This is a genomic window from Acinetobacter lwoffii (genome assembly GCF_029024105.1).
Classification (GTDB): Bacteria; Pseudomonadota; Gammaproteobacteria; order Pseudomonadales; family Moraxellaceae; genus Acinetobacter; species Acinetobacter lwoffii.
The window spans coordinates 2780541-2799157 of sequence record NZ_CP118963.1 but is presented as its reverse complement, the minus strand read 5'-3'; the positions used below and the strand labels follow the sequence as shown (position 1 = coordinate 2799157).

Here is an 18617-nt window from a genome sequence, read left to right as displayed (position 1 = left end):
AATAGCCGCGTAAAAAATCTGCATTATTTATGCGATTTTTTAAGGTTTTTGCTGGGGCAGTTGCTGACACAACTCCACCAAGGCTTTGCGGTAAACATCACGTTTGAAATTCACGACTTGACCGAGTGGGTACCAATAACTGACCCATTGCCATTGATCAAATTCGGGCGGATCAGACAGATTCAATTGAATATGCTGAACGGGGGCCGTGAGTTTGAGTAAAAACCACTTTTGTTTTTGACCGATACAGACCGGATCAGAGTCCGTACGAATGTATCGATGCGGCAAACGATAGCGCAACCAGCCTTTGGTTTGCGCGACTATCTGGACGTGTTCGGGCAATAAGCCAACTTCTTCTCTCAGCTCACGATAGAGTGCCTGCTCAGGGGTTTCTCCATATTGGATCCCGCCTTGTGGAAATTGCCATGCATTATGACCAATGCGTTTTGCCCATAAAACTTGTCCAGCATCGTTTGCCAAAATGATCCCGACATTCGGTCGGAAACCTTCAGAGTCGATCATTTGGCTACCTAAAAATTGTTTAATTTATGCCTTTGCCATCGGGGAGCATTATTTCGTTATCCAACTCGAAAAAAGCAAAGTTTAAAAATGTTAAAATTGCTATGATCTTAACGAATTTCTATCGACTAGCGGAGATAGATTTACAATTTTTTTCTTAAATTTCAGTTTTAACGAGTATTTTCATGAAATTGGCGCTATTTGATCTCGATCACACCTTGTTAAACACGGATTCGGATCATTCTTGGGGAGAGTTTTTGGTCAGTGAGGGCCTGGTCGATCCAGTTCAGCATCGCGCCATGAATGACAAGTTCTATGACGATTATAAAAAAGGTGAGCTGGATCCTTATGCCTATAATGAATTTGTGTTCCAGTTTCTAACCAAACATGACAATGATTATTTGATTGAATTACATCAACTGTTCATGCAAAAAGTCATTCGTCCACAAATGCGTCCTGAAGGTTTTAAAGCCATTGGGCGCCACCATGAAGCAGGGCATACCTTAGTGGGGATTACCGCGACTTCAGACTTTATTACCGCCCCCATTTTTCGTGAATTCGGAATTACTGAAATTATTGCCACCAATGCTGAAGTCATTGATGGTAAATATACTGGTAAAGTCATCAATACAGCGTGCTATCAGCAAGGCAAGCTGGTGCGTCTGGAACAATGGCTGGAGGGTCGCAATGTAACCGAGTCTTGGGCCTATTCAGATTCGATTAATGACCGTTTCTTGCTGGAATATGCGGATCATGCGATTGCAGTGAATCCGGATGATCGCTTGGAAACTCTAGCCCAAGAACAAGGCTGGGAAATACAGGACTGGTCGATCTAATCACTCCGAACTCATTGATGTGATTATTAAGTACAACTTCGGTTGTGCTTTTTATTTGCCTCATTTGAATATTAATGTTTTTTCACAGTCCGGCTGAATCAGACATGCTATGCTCAAAAAACAGGACATGATAACAATAGTAGATTCTGAGGTATGAGATATGACTCACGTTCGACCGCGTATGACACATCTGTTCCAGCAGCTTGGCTTGGATGCCAGTGCAGAAGGTATTGAAACATTTATTCACGAGCATCAATTGCATAAAGATCTGACTTTACTGGATGCGCCGTATTGGTCAGAGGCACAACGTCAATTTTTAAGCGAGAAAATAGCCTCTGATGGCGAATGGGCGATTGTGGTAGATCAACTCAATGAATCCTTACATGAAAATTCAACCAGTGAAGGATAAGATATAAAGCCAATCGTATGATTGGCTTTTTTTAGGCCATCACCTTACCTTTAGCGAACACGTTTCCAGATCGTGACTTGTGACAGCGTGTGTTGATACTTTCTGGCCGTTTCCCGAATCACAAAAGGCACATCTTGGGGTTCGGCCACCAATTCAAAGTGCTGGGTTAAAATGTTGGAAATACCAGTCAAGGTCGTGATGTTTTCCCCATCCTGCTGAAAACCGCCCAGCCATTCACTACGTGCCGTATGTTCTTCCAGCCAGGTATAAGGCGAACTCAGCATTAAAATGCCGCCTATATTCATACGCTCATGAATCTGCGCCAAAAAATCTCTCGGATGATGCAGCCGGTCAATCAGGTTCGCTGCCAGAATAAAATCATAGCCGCTAAAATGTGCTTTCAGGTTGCAGGCATCGGCCTGAAAAAATTCCGTTTTCGACGCAACCTGATCCAAAGCGACATCTTCAAGTGAACAGCTTTTTTCTTCGCTTAATTCACCTTCTAGTGGCAGCTGATAACGTACCCTATGGCCTTGAGCCAAATAAACTGCTTGCTGGATAAAGCGTGCCGAAAAGTCCAAACCGGTTACCTGATCAAAAGAGCGTGCCAGTTCAAAGCTGGCGCGGCCGGTAGCACAGCCAATATCTAAGGCACGATGGCACGGCGTTTGCTGAAAATAGGGTTGTGCCAGATCGACCAGTGTTTTGGCAAAATTAGCGATACCAAAATATTCGATACCATACTGGAATTCCAGATATTGGGAGACCAGCTGGTCGCTTTCATAATGCGAAGGGAAATGTTGCAATGCTTGATCAGAAGCGACGTAGCGAAAACCAGCGTGCTGAAAGAAATGCCGTCTGAAGGCGTAGCGGGAACTATATAAAGCTTCATTGCCCGCCGAAATCCAGGAGCCACCTTTCATCAGGTTATGGCGACCGTCAAAGGTCGGTGTACTGAAATCATCATAAAATGGATGCACCTGAAAACCCTGAAATGGATAGATCGGGGTTTCAGTCCACTGCCAGACATTGCCTTGAATATCGTAAAAATCACCCTGCTTGAAATGATCCACCGGACAGGAGCTGGTGCCGTATTTCAACTCGATATTGGCCTGTTCAGGACTTTGTAAATCTGGATCCAGGTCTGAAACGGCATACAGGCGATACCATTCATCTTCAGTCGGCAAGCGAATGGTTTTTCCAAGCTGTTGCGATTTCCACTGACAAAAGGCCTTGGCTTCATGATAATTCACTTCTACCGGCCAATCCCAAGGCATCGGCACTTCTTCCAGCATCAGTCGCAGTGACCAACCCAATTCAGTTTTGCGCCAGAAACAGGGATGAGCAGCTTGTGAAAATTGCAGCCAGCCTAGACCTTCTTCACTCCAGTATTGTTCGGTCTGATAACCTTGTGCTTCGACAAAGGCCAGAAATTCCTGATTCGATACCAGATATTTGGAAGCTGCAAAAGCCGCTACCTGCGCTTCATGCTGGCCGTATTCATTGTCCCAGCCATAAAATGGATCGTTAAAATATTTCTGCAAAAGCACCTTGCCGTCAGGTACCTCCAGCAAGTGATTATCCGGAGCCATGCCAGTAATGATATTGGCGCGCCACTGCGGATGCTGGCGTACATGTTCCAGAGCATGCTGGCGGATCAGCACGGAAGAAGTTTCCAGATGAATCCGTTCATGCTCAATGCCCATGATGATGGTCCACCAGGGGTTTTGCCAGTTTAAGGGCAGAGTCAGCGGAGCATGTTCAAGGATGTTCAGGATCAGGGCACGCACTTGATGCCTATAATCACGGACTTCCTGCACGGTAGGCCAGTCATAGTGCACTTCATCCAGATCGTCCCAACTCATCTCGTCCACACCAATCGCGAAGATACTTTCAAAATGCGGATTCAGGCGTTCGCTAATTAGCTTGCTGAGCAGCAGTTTATTGACAAAAAAAGTGGCGGTATGCGCAAAATAAAAAATCAGTGGATGACGTAAAGTAATGGGCTTGATGAAAAAAGCATCTTCATGCTTGAGACATTCAAACAGTTGCTCATAGGTGTCAAAGGTATTCAGGAAATATTCGCGCAGGCCGTGTCGGGCAGTCTGTTCATCGGCAAAATCAAGTGCCGGCGTGGGCAGCAGCATCGGTTTGGCCGAAAGCCATAGGCTGCTTGTATTGGTTTTATCTTGAGAGTGGGATTTTAGGGGAGAATCGAGCTGCATCCGTCAGGCTCCATCGAATAATTTTAAGCATTCCTTTGCATTGCAAAGAAATGGAATTGTCTTAAAAATACTCGAAAGATATCGCCAGATGGGGTGTATTTAAGTAACAAAATGCTGCACCGTTTTGGATACAGCATGTTCAGAAACAGCTTAAATAGACAGGGAGGCGCCTTGCATGAGCTGAACTAAAGCCTGTGCTGCTTTGGACTGTGTTCGACCAGGATGCCAGACCATGCCCAAGCGACGATTCATTTCCAGATTGATATCCAGCTGGTGCAAGTCATGATTGACCAGAGTCTTTGGCAGCACAGACCAGCCTAAGCCAATCGATACCAGCATCCGGATCGATTCCAGCGGATTGTTACTCATGCTGACTTTCGGTTTAATACCCTGTTTTTCAAACTCAGCCAAGGTGATCTGCGAGGTATAGGTCTGTGATGAGGGCAATAGACTCGGGTAGTCGAGCAAATCTTCCAGACACAGATTTTTTTGCTGCGTCAGCGGATGAAACGGTGCCACCACAAAGACCAGAGGATCATTCCAGATAGTCACGTAATTTAGACGCGCATCACCACGGGGCGGCAAGGTTAAAAATGCTAGTTCCAGATCGCCGGCAATCACCTGTTCATGTGCTTGCTCGGAATCAACAAAATGCACATCCAGGGTCACGTCCGGATATTCCTGGACATAACGGCGCAAATGACTCGGCAGATGATGCAGGCCAATATGATGACTGGTACCAATTTTCAGTTTGCCCTGTACCTGACCCTGTTCATGGCTCAAAGTATAATGAATATCCCCGAGTTCATTCAGCCAGTTTTTCACTTTAGGCAACAGGGAGTGCGCCGCATGGGTGGCCTGTACGCCACGTCCGGCAGATTCAAACAGCTTGACCCCAAAGTATTCTTCGAGACTATGAATACGTTTGGTAACAGCAGGCTGGGTAATGAAGAGCTGATCTGCGGCCAGAGAAATCGAACCGGTTTCCATGACTTTCACGAAGGCTTCAAAGGCTGCGAGATTCATCTTAATCACCTATAAAGAATTTTTATGTGTAAATCTATTATTGTTATATTTTAAGAATAAATCAAAGTAAAATTAGCTCATTGATGTTGCAGTGTTGAATTACTATATATTTTCAAAGCTTTGGCATTTTAAAAACTAAAAAAGACCACCTATGCAGGCAGTCTTTCATCAGGAACCTCGACAGAAGATTCTTAGACGGTAATGTCCTCATTCTGCTGTTGATTATTACCCTCCCAGATTTTTTCATGAAAGAAGAAAGCCACTGCTTGTACCGTTGGCTCTAATAAACTTAAGGCAATGGCCATCGTCAAACTGCCGGTTACCAAGTATCCCACAATCATCGCCACAGTAATGTGCATAATGTAGTAGCTGAAGGTCTTTTTGAACATGCGTTGGTTGTTGTCTACAAAGCGTTGAATATGTGCCATGTCGAAGTTCCTCAAAATCATCATCTCTGCCGATGAAGAAATAATAATAATTCTCATTTAATTTGTAAAAACGAATATTTTTTATAAATTAATCGGAAAACTAGATTTATAAAAATAAAACTAAAGCATGATTTGATTCAGCTTTTAAAAGATTCCAAAAAGTTTTTTAACTGATAAAAATGATAAATTAGATTTATGTGATTGCAGCGATATAATCAAAATCAGAGAAAGAATTTACCCAGTCCAGTGGAGTACATCGACATGGCAGGCGCAACCCAAACAGCAAAAACATTATATGATAAATTGTGGGACGACCATTTAGTAACGCAACGTGATGATGGTTCTGCCTTACTGTACATCGATCGTCACTTATTACATGAAGTGACTTCTCCACAGGCCTTTGAAGGTTTGCAATTGGCCGGGCGCAAGCCATGGCGTTTAAGCGCGAATATTGCCACACCGGATCATAACGTACCGACCTCGAAAAAAGAGCGTGAACAGGGTGTTGCCGGAATTGAAGATGAAACCTCGCGCATCCAGGTACAAACTTTGGATGATAACTGCAAGACCTTTAATATTGTTGAATTTGATATTAATGATATCCGTCAGGGCATCGCGCATGTGGTCGGGCCGGAGCAAGGCTTGACCTTGCCGGGCATGACTGTGGTCTGTGGTGATTCGCATACAGCAACCCATGGTGCTTTTGGCTGCTTGGCGCACGGTATCGGTACATCAGAAGTTGAACATGTATTGGCGACCCAATGTCTGGTTCAAAAGAAGATGAGAAACATGTTAGTGCGCGTTGACGGCAAATTAGGTCAAGGTGTGACACCAAAAGATGTAGTCTTGGCGATTATTGGCAAGATTGGTACCGCAGGTGGTACAGGCCACGCGATTGAATTTGGTGGGCAGGTGTTCCGTGACATGTCAATCGAAGGTCGTATGACCGTGTGTAATATGGCGATTGAAGCCGGTGCACGCGTGGGTATGGTCGCTGTCGATGACAAGACTATTGAATATGTTAAAGGCCGTCCTTATGCGCCGACTGCAGAACAGTGGGATCAAGCGGTTACATATTGGAATACCTTACATTCGGATGAAGATGCACATTTTGATACAGTAGTCGTGTTGCAAGGTGAAGAGATCGAGCCGCAAGTGTCTTGGGGGACCTCTCCTGAGATGGTTATTCCAGTGTCTCAGGCAGTACCGACTTTGGAACAAGCCAAAGACGAGGTACAACGCAATGACTGGAACCGTGCTTATCAATATATGGGCTTAAATGCCGGTCAGGCCTTGGCTGAGATTCAGCTGGATCGCGTATTTATCGGTTCATGTACCAATTCGCGTATTGAAGATATTCGTGCTGCAGCCGAAGTGATCAAAGGTCGTAAAGTTGCCGCCTCAATTAAACAGGCGATGGTAGTTCCAGGTTCTGGTCTGGTCAAAGCTCAGGCAGAAGCGGAAGGCTTGGACAAGGTATTTGTCGAAGCGGGCTTCGAATGGCGTGAACCAGGCTGTTCAATGTGCTTGGCCATGAATGCCGACAAATTACAGCCGGGCGAGCATTGTGCCTCGACCTCGAACCGTAACTTTGAAGGTCGTCAGGGCAATGGCGGTCGTACCCATCTGGTGAGTCCAGCCATGGCAGCTGCTGCTGCGATAGCCGGTCACTTTGTTGATGTTCGTTCATTCTAGTTTAAGCCCTCATCCTGACCTTCTCCATGAGCCAAATGGCGCAAGAGAAGGGGTTCCCTCTCCTGAGTGAGTTTTAAGCACTGCTTTAAAACGAAGCGCAAGTGAGGGCTAGGGAGAGGTTACGGATTCATTGGGAAATAAATATGAAAGCTTATACCGTTGAACAAGGTATCGTTGCACCTTTAGACCGTGCCAATGTCGATACCGATTTAATTATTCCAAAACAGTTTTTGAAATCGATCAAACGTACCGGTTTCGGTGACAATTTATTTGATGAATTGCGTTACTTGGATGAAGGTTATCCAGGTCAGGACAATTCAGTTCGTCCGATCAATCCGGACTTTGTCTTGAACCAGCCACGTTATCAGGGTGCGTCTATTTTAATTTCACGTGCCAACTTTGGATGTGGTTCTAGCCGTGAACATGCGCCGTGGGCTTTGAGTGAATACGGTTTCCGTACTGTTATTGCGCCAAGCTTTGCCGATATTTTCTTTAATAACTGTTTTAAAAACGGTATGTTGCCCGTGATTTTGGCTGAAGATATTGTTGAGCAGTTATTTAAGGAATGTGCGGCAGATGAAGGTTATCAATTAACCATTGACTTGCAGGCACAAGAAGTTCGCACCCCTGCAGGTGAAAGCTTTAAGTTTGAAGTTGATCCATTTCGCAAGCATTGCCTGTTAAATGGTCTGGATGATATTGGCTTAACTTTGCAGGTGGCGGATGATATTCGTGCCTATGAAGAAAAAACTAAACAATCGCGTCCTTGGGTATTTGCCGAAATTCATGGATAAATCAGTAAAAATTGTCATGGCATCACTGCGATGCCCTTGCTAATATCGGAAGATTATTGAGTTTTTTGATTGGGTAAGACAGACATTATGGCGAATTATTGGAAACAGTGGCTTGCTTTAAGTTCAGTATCGGTGCTGTTGACTGCATGTCAAAGCATCGACACGATGAAACTCAAACATGCCAAAGAAAATACTGAGAGCAAAAGCAATGCCCTGATCTACTGTACAGGGACGCCAGATTGTCAGTTCGAACGCTTCAATCAGACCATTATTGTCAACGCCGACAATGGCCGCATCAGTGATGAGGCGCTGAAGCAGAAACTGGTGCGCTTGCAGGCCAAAAATTTAAATCAGGCCAATTCGATTTATTTATCTGTGCCGGCAGGACAGCATGAACTGGTCGTGCGTTTTTATCCGATCAGTAAGGATAAAGCGGAAACTTTACATGTATTCCATCGTTTTCAGGCCAATAACCGCTATAGCTTAAAAATGTTTCGTGACCGTAGTGCGCGTAGCAGCAGTTTATTAAATTCTTCGGCGCCGGATCCGCTTTGCGTAGATCTGGTACAAGAGCAAAAAACCATTCGTCGTTTTTGCAAACCCTATAATGCAGTCACCGGGATTGCAGAGTTTGTAGAAAAGAAAATTTAACCTCTGTCAGGTCTGAATCTGACGTTTTAAACGGAAAATCTCATGTCTAAACAAATTTTGATTTTAGCTGGTGACGGCATCGGCCCTGAAATTGTAAAAGCCGCAGAGCAAGTACTCACACGCGTAAATGAAAAATTTAATCTTGATTTGACATGGGAACAGGGCTTACTCGGTGGTGCAGCCATTGATGCTCATGGTTCACCGTATCCTGAAGTGACTTCTGAACAGGCCAAAAAAGCCGATGCGATTCTACTCGGTGCCGTGGGTGGTCCAAAATGGGATACGATTGAGCGTTCAATCCGTCCAGAACGTGGTTTATTGAAATTGCGTAGCGAACTGAACCTGTTTGCTAACTTGCGCCCAGCGATTCTTTATCCGCAACTGGCTGATGCTTCAAGCTTAAAACCTGAAATCGTGGCGGGTCTGGATATTCTGATTGTGCGTGAATTAACGGGTGGTATTTACTTCGGTCAGCCACGTGGTATCCGTGAACTGGAAAATGGTGAGAAGCAAGGCTACAACACCGACGTTTATTCAGAGTCTGAAATCAAGCGTATCGCCAAAGTCGCTTTTGAAATGGCCAACTTGCGCGGTGGTAAAGTGTGTTCAGTGGATAAAGCTAACGTGCTTGAAGTAACTGAGCTGTGGAAACAGACAGTGACTGCGCTGAAAGAAGCCGAATATCCTGAAATTAATTTATCGCATATGTATGTCGATAATGCTGCGATGCAGCTGGTACGTGCGCCAAAGCAGTTTGATGTGATTGTCACTTCTAACCTGTTCGGTGACATCCTGTCGGATGAAGCTGCGATGTTGACCGGTTCAATCGGCATGTTGCCATCGGCATCTCTGGATGAAAATGGGAAGGGCATGTATGAGCCTTGTCATGGTTCTGCACCAGATATCGCCGGTCAAAACCTGGCAAACCCATTAGCGACGATTCTTTCGGTGGCGATGATGTTGCGTTATACCTTCCGTGAAGAAGCGGCTGCTAAAGCGATTGAAGATGCAGTAGGTCAGGTCTTGGATCAAGGCTTGCGTACGGCAGATATCATGTCTGAAGGCATGCAAAAAGTCGGTACGGTTGAAATGGGTCAAGCAGTCGTTGCTGCATTGAACTAAGCCTGTTTTGATTCAAAAAAACGCAGCTCAAGGCTGCGTTTTTTTATAATAGAAATTTCAAAGCTTAAACCCCTTAACAGGTTCGGCCTGTGGTGCGTACCGCGGTGGCAATATTATCTTTGAGTAAGAAGGTGATTTTACATTGCAATTTGACGTCATAGCCGCCGGCAGGGCTTACTGAGACAGGAATCGGTACAGTGCCTGTTCCTGTGGCAGGAAACTGCGCTACAGGCAAAGGAATGGTAATGGGGCGTTGTACCACATAGCTTAATTGTTTTGCGCTGCGTTCAGGCTCACTGATCTGCTGGTAACCTAAACGTTTTAGATCCAGAGTTTGATCGATCAGTTGGCTGCTTTGCCCAATGAACTGTTGTAAATAGGCATCACGCTGCGCAGTTGTTGATGAGGTGGTGCTGCATGCATTAAGCAAACTGAATGCTGTACAGCATACTAAAATCAGTGTGAACTTCATGAGCTGTCCTCACACCAAATAAAATGAGTGTAAGCGCATTCCATGCAAAAATACTGTTGTGATTTGATACACGGTAGAAGTTTAGCGTGGTGAGGTTGATCCCTGATTTAATCCGATACAGGCTTTGAACTCGATGAGTACAGCTCAGCAAGCTCTACCGGTAAAGCGAATCGCCTGAACAATTTCATCTTTTAGGTCAAACCAGATTTGGCAGTTCATCTCAATGTTATAACCACCATTCGAGGGTATCGGCATTGGTGCACCGATCGAGATACTTTGACTGATATTCGGCGTGCCCATCGGAATATTCATATCCCGAAAAATAGTGTAGCTTAGAAATTTTGCAGTTTGAATCGGTTGCTGGGAGGTCTTGAATCCAATGGCACGAAGATCAAGCTGGCTACGAACCTGTGCGGCAGTTTGACCTACATAAGGTTGTAGAGACTGATGCAGATGCTGATTGCCGCCGGTAGCGCATGCAACGAGAAACAAGCTGGAAAGTAGGGATAAGCATTTCATATTCATTGTTTTTATACATGTTATTTTTAATTCAATGAATAGTCGTGAATTTATAAGGCTGTGTCAAATTATTTTATTGATTGATAAATAATTCAAGTAATAAAAAAGCCACTAAAAGTGGCTTTTGCTTGCGCTAAAACTTAGCGTGCACGATATGTGATACGACCTTTAGTCAAATCATAAGGTGTCATTTCAACCTTCACACTGTCGCCAGTTAAAATACGGATATAGTGTTTACGCATTTTACCAGAGATGTGGGCAATCACTTCGTGACCGTTCTCTAAACGTACACGGAACATAGTATTAGGAAGCGTCTCGGTGACAACGCCTTCGAACTCGATGAGTTCCTCTTTATTGGCCATAGCCTACCTGAATGAATAAATTGGAAAGGCGCAAATTATAGTCAATTTTTTTGCAAAATACAAGACGAAACGGGCGTTAGACTGATCATCTGCCAGTAAAATAGGCGAACTGTCACGATAATTTTTTTAACTAAAAAGACACCTGTTTCTGTTGTCAGTTTGGTCAATCACAGTTAATCTAAAATTAATCTTTTTAAGTATAAATGAAGTACATACAAGGAAGGCTTTTGAGTGAGTCAGCTAACGGATGCATCAGTCGTATTGCGTTTAGGCTATCAGGCGATTCGTCGTGCGGGGTTGCCGACAGAAGAACTTTTGACCAAAGCAGGAGTGGCTTTAAATCAGGTAGAGGCCAATGACCGTACGCCGCTGAGTGCCCAGTATGCCTTTTGGGTGGCGGCAGAGGAAGTCAGCAAGGATCCGGATATTGGATTGCATCTGGGTGAGCACCTGCCACTTTATCGTGGTCAGGTCATTGAACACCTGTTTGTTTCATCTGAAAATTTTGGTGAGGGACTGAAACGTGCTTTGGCTTATCAGCGACTGATCAGTGATGCCTTTGCTGCCAAATTAGTGATTGAAGATGATCGCTGCTATTTAACCAATGGTGAACAGCCTTTTGCTGAGAGTCTGGTCAATCGTCATTTTACTGAATGTGCTATGTCAGGTGTACTGCGTTTCTTTAAATTTATTACCGAAGGGCATTTTGAGCCGATTTATATCGATTTTAATTTTTATAAAGGGGCACCTGATGATGAATACTTCCGGGTTTATGAGTGTCCGGTCAGTCTAGGTCAGAAAGAAACCCGTTTGTATTTCGATCCGACTATCCTGGAATATCCGCTGTGGCAGGCTGAACCTGAGCTGTTGCAGCTGCATGAGCAACTGGCGATTGAAAAGCTACAGGAACTGGCAAGATATGATCTGGTCGGTGAAGTACGTCGTGCAATCGGCTCTACTTTGGAGAGTGGCGAAACCACGCTAGAAACTGTGGCAGCCCAGCTGAACATCACGCCACGCCGTTTGAGAACACAACTGAGTGAGGCACATACCAGCTTTCAGCAGATTCTCTCGGATTATCGCTGTCGTCTGGCCAAGCGTTTGCTGGCGAGTACCAATGAGAGCGTCGAGCGGATTGTCTATCTGACCGGTTTTTCCGAGCCAAGTACCTTCTATCGTGCCTTTAAACGCTGGACCAATGAAACGCCAGTGGAATATCGGAAGCGGAAGCAGCGTTAAAAATCCCTCCTAACCTCTCTTTAAAAAAGGGAGGAATTCCCCCACTGCTGTCCCACAATTTTTACAAGAGGAAGCTCATTTAAGCTTCCTCTTGTTTGATGGGGACTTTATCGGGTGAAAATAACGCTTTTAAGGTTTTTATTTCAAATAAATTCACTTGAATTATTCTGAGTAAGCGCTGAACTGTCCAGCCTTTTTTCCCTAAATGTTGAGCGAAACTTACCAGTAAATAGGCGATCATCGCAATCCAGATTTGCGTCTGAATGGCGTTCTTGCTTCGGCCTAAAAAGGCTTTTAATTTCAGGTTCTGTTTAATCGCTTTAAAGAACAATTCAACTTTCCAGCGGTCTTTGTAAATCGCTGCAATGGTAGAGGCAGCTAGATGAAAGTTATTGCTGAGAAAGCTAAAGTGCTTGCCACTTTGCTGATCTCTATATTCAATTCTTCTTAATACGGGGGCTTTTCTTTTTAGGGCATGTGCGCTATTTAGCTGAATGGTTTCATCTTTTAGAATGCCTTTGGATTCAAGCACTGGATGTTGCTGGATCACCTGATACACCGATTTAGGTCTAAAACGTGTCACAAAGCTAACGTTTTGAGCGCTTAGATTCGCATACCATTGATAATCGACATAGCCTTTATCAAAGACCACAATGCTGCCAGCGGGAAACTGGAATTTTCGGCCTTGTAACATGTCATTTTCTTTACCATTTTCAACTGCAATAAACTCAGGAATATCATTGCTGTGATTCAATCCTATGCTGAGTTTCATGCTGGCTTTTGAGTCGTGAACTTTGGCCCATTCACATAAGGAAAGCGACAGGTCAATATGACTGGCATCCAGGGAATATAATGGATTCTTAAAGCGAAATTTATGGGCTACTTTTGAGTGTTCATAGTATTTAAGCAACTTGTAAAAGAGCTGTTGATACAAGGCAGCAGGCTGCTGCTCATTGATTCGTGCCAGTGTACTTCGGGGAATAGACTTTGCTCCGAAATGACTCAGTTTGTCCTGTTGGCACTCCAGATTGGATTGAATATCTCTCAGACTTTGCCTGCAGGAAAGTTGAGACATCAAGATGGCAATAAACTGATCCCATCTTGAAGCCGCTCTAAATTTCTGTCCAACATGGTGTACTTTAGCAAGTTGCTCAAAATCCTGTCGCACGACGGGTTTAATAAGCTGATGAAATACGGTATTCTGATGTGACAAAACCTGAATCCTGGTCGTTAAAGTGTTTGTTTGCACTCATATTTTAACGATTTGGACTCAGGTTTTTTATTTAAATCAAACTATGGGACAGCAGTGGGAATTCCCCTCCTTTTAGGAGGGGTTAGGGGAGGTAAATATTCTAAAAAATTTAAAAACTATTCCGGCATATTCAGCCAGTGCGGACCTAAGGGTAATTCAGGTAATTCAAACTGCGCCGGATAATCAGCATGAATAAAATACAAACCATCTGCTGGCGCAGTCACACCAGCAGCTTTACGGTCTTCTGCCGCGAAAATATTATCAATATGATCGGCAGCATACATGCCCTGACCAATTTCCAATAAACATCCCATGATATTGCGCACCATATGGTGCAGAAAGCCATCGGCCTGAATATCCAGTACCAGATACTGACCATGCTGAATCAAGCGGCAATGGCTGACATGACGAACGGGCTGATTGGACTGACAGGCTGCGGCGCGGAAGCTTTCAAAGTTATGCGTGCCTTCAAACTTTTTCGCGGCGTATATCATCTGTTCAACATCAAGCGGTGCATAGACATGGGTGACCTGTTTATGCAGCAATGCCGGGCGCACAGGGTGGTTATAGACCACATATCGGTAGCGGCGCGCCTGTGCCTTAAAACGGGCATGGAAGCTGTGATCCATTTCTTTGATCCACTGAATCGAGATGTCTTTAGGGAGTTGGCTATTGCAGCCCATTAGCCAGCCACGTTCAGAACGCACGGCATCCGTATCAAAATGCGCCACCATATTGGTCGCATGTACCCCGGCATCCGTGCGGCCGGCACCATGCAGGCTAATCGGTTGATCGGCAACTTTGCTCAGGACCTTTTCAATGGTTTCCTGTACGCTTGCAACTCCCGGCTGTTGAGTCTGCCATCCCCGATAATGCATCCCACAAAACTCAATTCCCACCGCAAAACGCTGCATAATGACCTCAAAACCTTATTGATCGTACCAATGACGATGCCATTGCTCTACAGTGTCGTATTGTAAATACATTTTCAGGGCTTTTGCATACAGATCCGCATGTCCATAACTTTCATTCAGCAAAATTTTGCAGTGATTCACCCATTCGGCAATGGCATAGCGCTGATCCGTCGCACCAAAAGGCACTTGGGTGGTTAAGACGCAAATACAGCCCTGCTCATAGAGTTGATCAATGAGCGCAATCATGGCGTCATTGACCGCCAGGTTGCCAGTGCCAAAACCTTGCAGAAATAAAAAATGCGGTGGTCGAGCCAAGAGGTTGTTCAGGTTATTCAGCTGCTGGGTCAGATCAACCGGCTGCATCATGATGCTCATACAGTTGAATTTAGCCGCTTTCACAATATCTTTAGCTTCGATCTGATAACACGCTTGACTGGTTTGGATTGCGATATTGGCTTCAAGACCTGCAAAGGCATTTAACTCGGTAGTATGCTGTTTCAGTGCAGTTTGCGCATGTAGCAGCTGATGATGGAATGCCAGATAGACTCCAGCGCTACATTCGCTGATGGAATCTAGTGCAAATTTCAGGTTATCCAGGGCATCACTAAATTCACGCTGTTCATTGCCTTGAGCATTCAGCAACGGATATTGGCTACCGGTCAGCACCACATGCGCCGAGTTTCCAATAAAATGTGCCAGTACTGCACTGGCATAACTCAGCGTATCTGTACCGTGAATAATCACAAAATGCTGGATTTGCCGCGATTGCAATTGCTGAATAAACTGTACCAGTTGCAACCAGTCGGTTGCTGTGCAGGCACTACTGTCCTTAATGGCGGGTGCATGGTGGCATTCTACAAAATACTGCTCTGCAAGTATCTGTTCGAGCTTTGGAATAAATAAATCAGCAGGCATCGGTGCGAGAGGATCCCCCACGCAGCCGAATGTGCCGCCCATATAAATTAATGCAATATTTTTTATCATAAAAAAAGCAGCCAATTATTGACTGCTTTAGTGTAAATCGAAATGCATCAAGATGCGATTTGATTCAGTAATTGCTCGGCGCGTTGTTGTTGCTCAGGAGTATATTCAGCTTCTCGCTCCGCAATGACTTCACGGGCAGCGGCATAGGCACCGAGTTGAATATATTGCTGCGCAAGATCCAGGTTGAGACCTGCTTCATTAACATCCAGTAATTCCGGGAAAGATTGCACCAGCGGATCATGCTGATCTATCGTTGCCTGAGCTGGTGTAGCAGGAAGATCGAAACTCATCGCTGTCGCAGCAGGCGCTTCTGGCGTGGTTTCTAAATGATCTAATTTGAAATCCATGCCTGATAGATTGGTTTGTGACGCTGGTTCTGCCACAGGTGCTGCAGCTGTCAAGCTAGACAGGTCAAACTCAGTCGCTGGCACTGCAGTTTTCTCAGCTGCTGGTACTGGCGTGTCAAGCGAGAAAGAAAAATCTAGAGGTTTGATTTCTTCAGTGGCAGCAGCTGTTTGTGGATGGTTACTTTCTAACTTGAGATCAAAGTCAGCAATTTCATTGCCGCTTATTTTCTTTTCAAAATTTGGCTCTAGAGTGTCACGAGCTGCAGAGGGTGAAACTTCAGTTGTAGTGGTCTCTACTTTAAAAGAATCGAAGTCAAATTGAATTTCATTACTGTTTTTAGCTGGTGTTTCAGTCGGTTCAGCCTGAGGAATACTAGGTGCGGTATTAAAATCTAAACTCTTATTCTCGACAGGCTCAGTCTTCGTTGTGACTGGTGCAGCAGGTGCAGAACTAGGCGTAAAGTTAAACTCAAGAGGTGATGGTTCTTCTTTCGCTGGAGCGATTTCCTGTTGTAATTGCTCGAATGCCAATTCCGTTTTAGTATCCGCAGGCAGCGTAGCTTGATTTAAGGCATCAAAGGCGGTGTTATTGGATACGGGCGTGGCAGGTGTAGCAGTCTGAGTCGATTCTGTAGCTTTTGTTTTTTCGTAAGCCGTTCTCTTTTCTTCAGCTGGGCTGAGTACATCGTCAATGTTGAGTGCACGAATATGATTAATGAGTTGCGTAATCGCAAAATCATCTTTCTGCAAGATATGAATATCTAACAGCAACAGATAAAGTTCGTGTTGGGAATTGTCACGATTCAGCGCCTGATTAATCTGCGCTTCGGCGGCAAAAAAATTACGTTCCTGAATTAGGCCTTCAATTTTCTTGCGTGTTTCTGCCGATAATGGTGTTGCTGATTTTTTTGTGACCCCGACTGGCTCCACTACTTTGGTTCTTTGTGGAGCAGCTTTTGAAGCAGAGCCAGGTTTTTTCGCTTTTACCGTTTTAGTTTTTGCTTTATCTGATTCTTGAGCATCTTGTCGTTTTTTAAAGACAATTAATACGATGATCAATATCACTAATGGAATCACATAAATCAGCATGTTTTACCCCTTGGGGATAGAGTAGTTTAAGTTCGCCTATCCCAATAAATCGTCATGTGTAACTTTTTAATTAATTGGCTTCTTATCTGCTTGTTGGGCTTTGAGCTGTTGTTGTAGCTGGGCCAGACGCGCATTTAATAACTGAATTCTGTGATCCTTCTGATTGAGTGCCAATTCTAATTCAGTTACGTTTCTCTGTAATTTAACGGTTTTTTCTCGGGCTGTCATAACTTTTAATGACAATTCCTTTGATGTTTGATTGCGTTCTGTGTTCTGGTTTGCAGAAACTTGCCCGGAATCGCGCTGGTTCTCAGCCACTAGGCTCATTTCTGCCTGATTCAGGCGGTATTTAGTCTTGCCAGTAGGCTTAGACGGTAGCTCGGTTTGCTTTGCCGCAGTGACTTTAATAGGCGCAGGTGTAGGATGAGTCGTATTTAAGTTCAATGCAGCACCTTTACGTAGACGATTGGCATTTCCTCCAATAAAAGCATGCTCATTGTCTTTTTTAATTTGTTGCATGACTTCATTGACCGGGCGCTGCTGCTGTTGAGCAATTCGTGAGGCAATTCCCCACAGTGACTCATTGGATTGAACTACATAAGTAGGTTGAGTCTGATTCGGAGTTGCTTTGACTGGTGAAGCTTTTGTAGTAACTGGAGCTGGAGTTTTCACCGGATTAGTTGATCCAGTTGATTTTCTGGCTTGTTCCTCAGCAAATTTTTTCACCAATGGATCACTGGAAGCAGTTTGATGATCAGAATGGGACTCTACAGCTTTCTGCATATTTGCTTTATTTGGTGCTGATGCACTTTGATTTGCTGGTATCGTACTGGTTGGTTTGTTTGTAGTCGAGGCTGCTGCAGGAGCCGGCGATGCAAGAGTTGCTTGTGAGGTCCTTACTGAATCTGAAAGCGCCGCTGCAGTTTTAACTGGGGCTTGAGTATCGGGTGGAGTTACAGCCTCGCTTTTCAATACAGGCGCAATCGCTTGAGCCTGAATCGCTGGACTTGATGTCATTCCAGCTGGCGCAAATGCGGTTTTAGGAATGGAGGTGTTCGATAATGCAGGTGGTGCTGTGCGTTGCAATGCCAACGGCTTTTCTAAAACCGGTGGCTTATTTAAGGCTGTGGAAGCTGCTGTACTGTAATGGCTACTTACGGGTAAGTTGAGTGCAATATCTTTTTCACTGACGACGACAACTGGTGCAAGCGGGCGTTCATTCTGTTTGAGACTGGCTTTTAATAAATCGGTTTTAGCTTGTAAGGGCGTACGAATATGTTGCAGCCGTGCGGCATTGCCTTCCTTGATTTTGACAATAATATTCAGCTCGCGCTCTGTCATTGGTCGAGAAGAAGTAATAGTAATGACCCCGGTGCCATTATTGCTACGCCGAGTAAAAAAGTTTAGATGACCAGGCGGCTGATGCGATGCACCAATTGACATTAAATCTTCAGGTGAAGCCAGACTGACTTCAATCGGCAAATTGATATTAGACTGCCGAAAAGTCATTTCTGCATAGAGTAATTCCCCAGGGGCAGACTGAATCTGAACCGGATCTACATTAATCGCATAAATGTTTTGTGAAGCGACAATGGCTAAAATGGCAAGCTTTAATTTGTTATATACAGTCATCTTAATCGTGAGCTCAGTCATTATCGCATAGCGAAAATTATAGATTAACGGGATGTTTGTTTTTTGTAAAATACTTACGCAATAGTTACATAAAAAAGCCGA

The 18617-nt window shown here is 44.5% G+C and carries 19 protein-coding genes; 7 read left to right on the top strand and 12 right to left on the bottom strand.

The features are described 5' to 3' along the window. Positions 1-39: 39 nt before the first annotated feature. Complete coding sequence (locus PYW33_RS13490; RefSeq protein ID WP_004278502.1) at positions 40-522, bottom strand: RNA pyrophosphohydrolase; 483 nt, start codon at positions 520-522, stop codon at positions 40-42. A gap of 182 nt (positions 523-704) precedes the next feature. Between PYW33_RS13490 and PYW33_RS13485 the strand changes: the two genes are divergently transcribed. Then, positions 705-1355: an HAD family hydrolase gene (locus tag PYW33_RS13485; RefSeq protein ID WP_004647378.1), complete on the top strand. Its 651-nt coding sequence runs from the start codon at positions 705-707 to the stop codon at positions 1353-1355. Between the two features lie 160 nt (positions 1356-1515). Next, positions 1516-1764 (top strand): DUF2789 family protein, encoded by a 249-nt coding sequence (locus tag PYW33_RS13480; protein ID WP_004278500.1) that lies wholly within the window; start codon positions 1516-1518, stop codon positions 1762-1764. A 50-nt stretch (positions 1765-1814) separates the two neighbouring features. Here the strand turns inward: PYW33_RS13480 and ovoA are convergent, their stop codons facing one another. From ovoA to PYW33_RS13465, 3 genes are all read right to left on the bottom strand, one after another. Then, positions 1815-3989: a 5-histidylcysteine sulfoxide synthase gene (gene ovoA / locus PYW33_RS13475; protein WP_004647379.1), complete on the bottom strand. Its 2175-nt coding sequence runs from the start codon at positions 3987-3989 to the stop codon at positions 1815-1817. Positions 3990-4139: 150 nt separating this feature from the next. Further along, positions 4140-5015: a LysR family transcriptional regulator gene (locus PYW33_RS13470; protein ID WP_004647380.1), complete on the bottom strand. Its 876-nt coding sequence runs from the start codon at positions 5013-5015 to the stop codon at positions 4140-4142. Between the two features lie 191 nt (positions 5016-5206). After that, complete coding sequence (locus tag PYW33_RS13465; protein ID WP_004278497.1) at positions 5207-5443, bottom strand: DUF2061 domain-containing protein; 237 nt, start codon at positions 5441-5443, stop codon at positions 5207-5209. Positions 5444-5704: 261 nt separating this feature from the next. Between PYW33_RS13465 and leuC the strand changes: the two genes are divergently transcribed. The 4 genes from leuC (at position 5705) to leuB (ending at position 9705) form a co-directional block, all read left to right on the top strand. Further along, on the top strand, positions 5705-7138 hold the full coding sequence (gene leuC / locus PYW33_RS13460; RefSeq protein ID WP_004647381.1) for a 3-isopropylmalate dehydratase large subunit: 1434 nt from the start codon (positions 5705-5707) through the stop codon (positions 7136-7138). Positions 7139-7281: 143 nt separating this feature from the next. Then, a complete protein-coding gene (leuD, locus tag PYW33_RS13455; protein WP_004647382.1) occupies positions 7282-7932 on the top strand; it encodes a 3-isopropylmalate dehydratase small subunit in 651 nt (216 codons plus the stop codon). A gap of 87 nt (positions 7933-8019) precedes the next feature. Beyond that, complete coding sequence (locus PYW33_RS13450; RefSeq protein ID WP_004647383.1) at positions 8020-8583, top strand: hypothetical protein; 564 nt, start codon at positions 8020-8022, stop codon at positions 8581-8583. Positions 8584-8625: 42 nt separating this feature from the next. After that, a complete protein-coding gene (gene leuB / locus PYW33_RS13445; RefSeq protein ID WP_004647384.1) occupies positions 8626-9705 on the top strand; it encodes a 3-isopropylmalate dehydrogenase in 1080 nt (359 codons plus the stop codon). A 73-nt stretch (positions 9706-9778) separates the two neighbouring features. Here the strand turns inward: leuB and PYW33_RS13440 are convergent, their stop codons facing one another. The 3 genes from PYW33_RS13440 to infA all read right to left on the bottom strand — a co-directional run bounded on the left by PYW33_RS13440 (position 9779) and on the right by infA (position 11058). After that, complete coding sequence (locus PYW33_RS13440) at positions 9779-10177, bottom strand: hypothetical protein (RefSeq protein WP_004278492.1); 399 nt, start codon at positions 10175-10177, stop codon at positions 9779-9781. 144 nt (positions 10178-10321) lie between these two features. Continuing rightward, on the bottom strand, positions 10322-10702 hold the full coding sequence (locus tag PYW33_RS13435) for a hypothetical protein (RefSeq protein ID WP_004647386.1): 381 nt from the start codon (positions 10700-10702) through the stop codon (positions 10322-10324). A gap of 134 nt (positions 10703-10836) precedes the next feature. Next, positions 10837-11058 (bottom strand): translation initiation factor IF-1, encoded by a 222-nt coding sequence (gene infA / locus PYW33_RS13430; RefSeq protein ID WP_001284370.1) that lies wholly within the window; start codon positions 11056-11058, stop codon positions 10837-10839. A 231-nt stretch (positions 11059-11289) separates the two neighbouring features. Here infA and PYW33_RS13425 point away from each other — a divergent pair, with 231 nt between their 5' ends. Then, the gene (locus PYW33_RS13425; RefSeq protein WP_004278490.1) at positions 11290-12297 is read left to right on the top strand and encodes an AraC family transcriptional regulator; all 1008 of its coding nucleotides are present in this window, start codon (positions 11290-11292) and stop codon (positions 12295-12297) included. 79 nt (positions 12298-12376) lie between these two features. Here the strand turns inward: PYW33_RS13425 and PYW33_RS13420 are convergent, their stop codons facing one another. The 5 genes from PYW33_RS13420 to PYW33_RS13400 all read right to left on the bottom strand — a co-directional run bounded on the left by PYW33_RS13420 (position 12377) and on the right by PYW33_RS13400 (position 18536). Next, positions 12377-13510: an IS4 family transposase gene (locus tag PYW33_RS13420; protein ID WP_004647387.1), complete on the bottom strand. Its 1134-nt coding sequence runs from the start codon at positions 13508-13510 to the stop codon at positions 12377-12379. A 155-nt stretch (positions 13511-13665) separates the two neighbouring features. Further along, a complete protein-coding gene (gene truA / locus PYW33_RS13415; RefSeq protein WP_004278489.1) occupies positions 13666-14463 on the bottom strand; it encodes a tRNA pseudouridine(38-40) synthase TruA in 798 nt (265 codons plus the stop codon). Between the two features lie 15 nt (positions 14464-14478). After that, positions 14479-15447, bottom strand: coding sequence for an asparaginase domain-containing protein (locus PYW33_RS13410; RefSeq protein ID WP_004647388.1), 969 nt, complete (start codon positions 15445-15447; stop codon positions 14479-14481). Between the two features lie 47 nt (positions 15448-15494). Next, positions 15495-16883: a hypothetical protein gene (locus PYW33_RS13405; protein ID WP_004647389.1), complete on the bottom strand. Its 1389-nt coding sequence runs from the start codon at positions 16881-16883 to the stop codon at positions 15495-15497. Positions 16884-16949: 66 nt separating this feature from the next. Then, on the bottom strand, positions 16950-18536 hold the full coding sequence (locus PYW33_RS13400; protein ID WP_004647390.1) for a FimV/HubP-related protein: 1587 nt from the start codon (positions 18534-18536) through the stop codon (positions 16950-16952). Positions 18537-18617 lie beyond the last annotated feature (81 nt).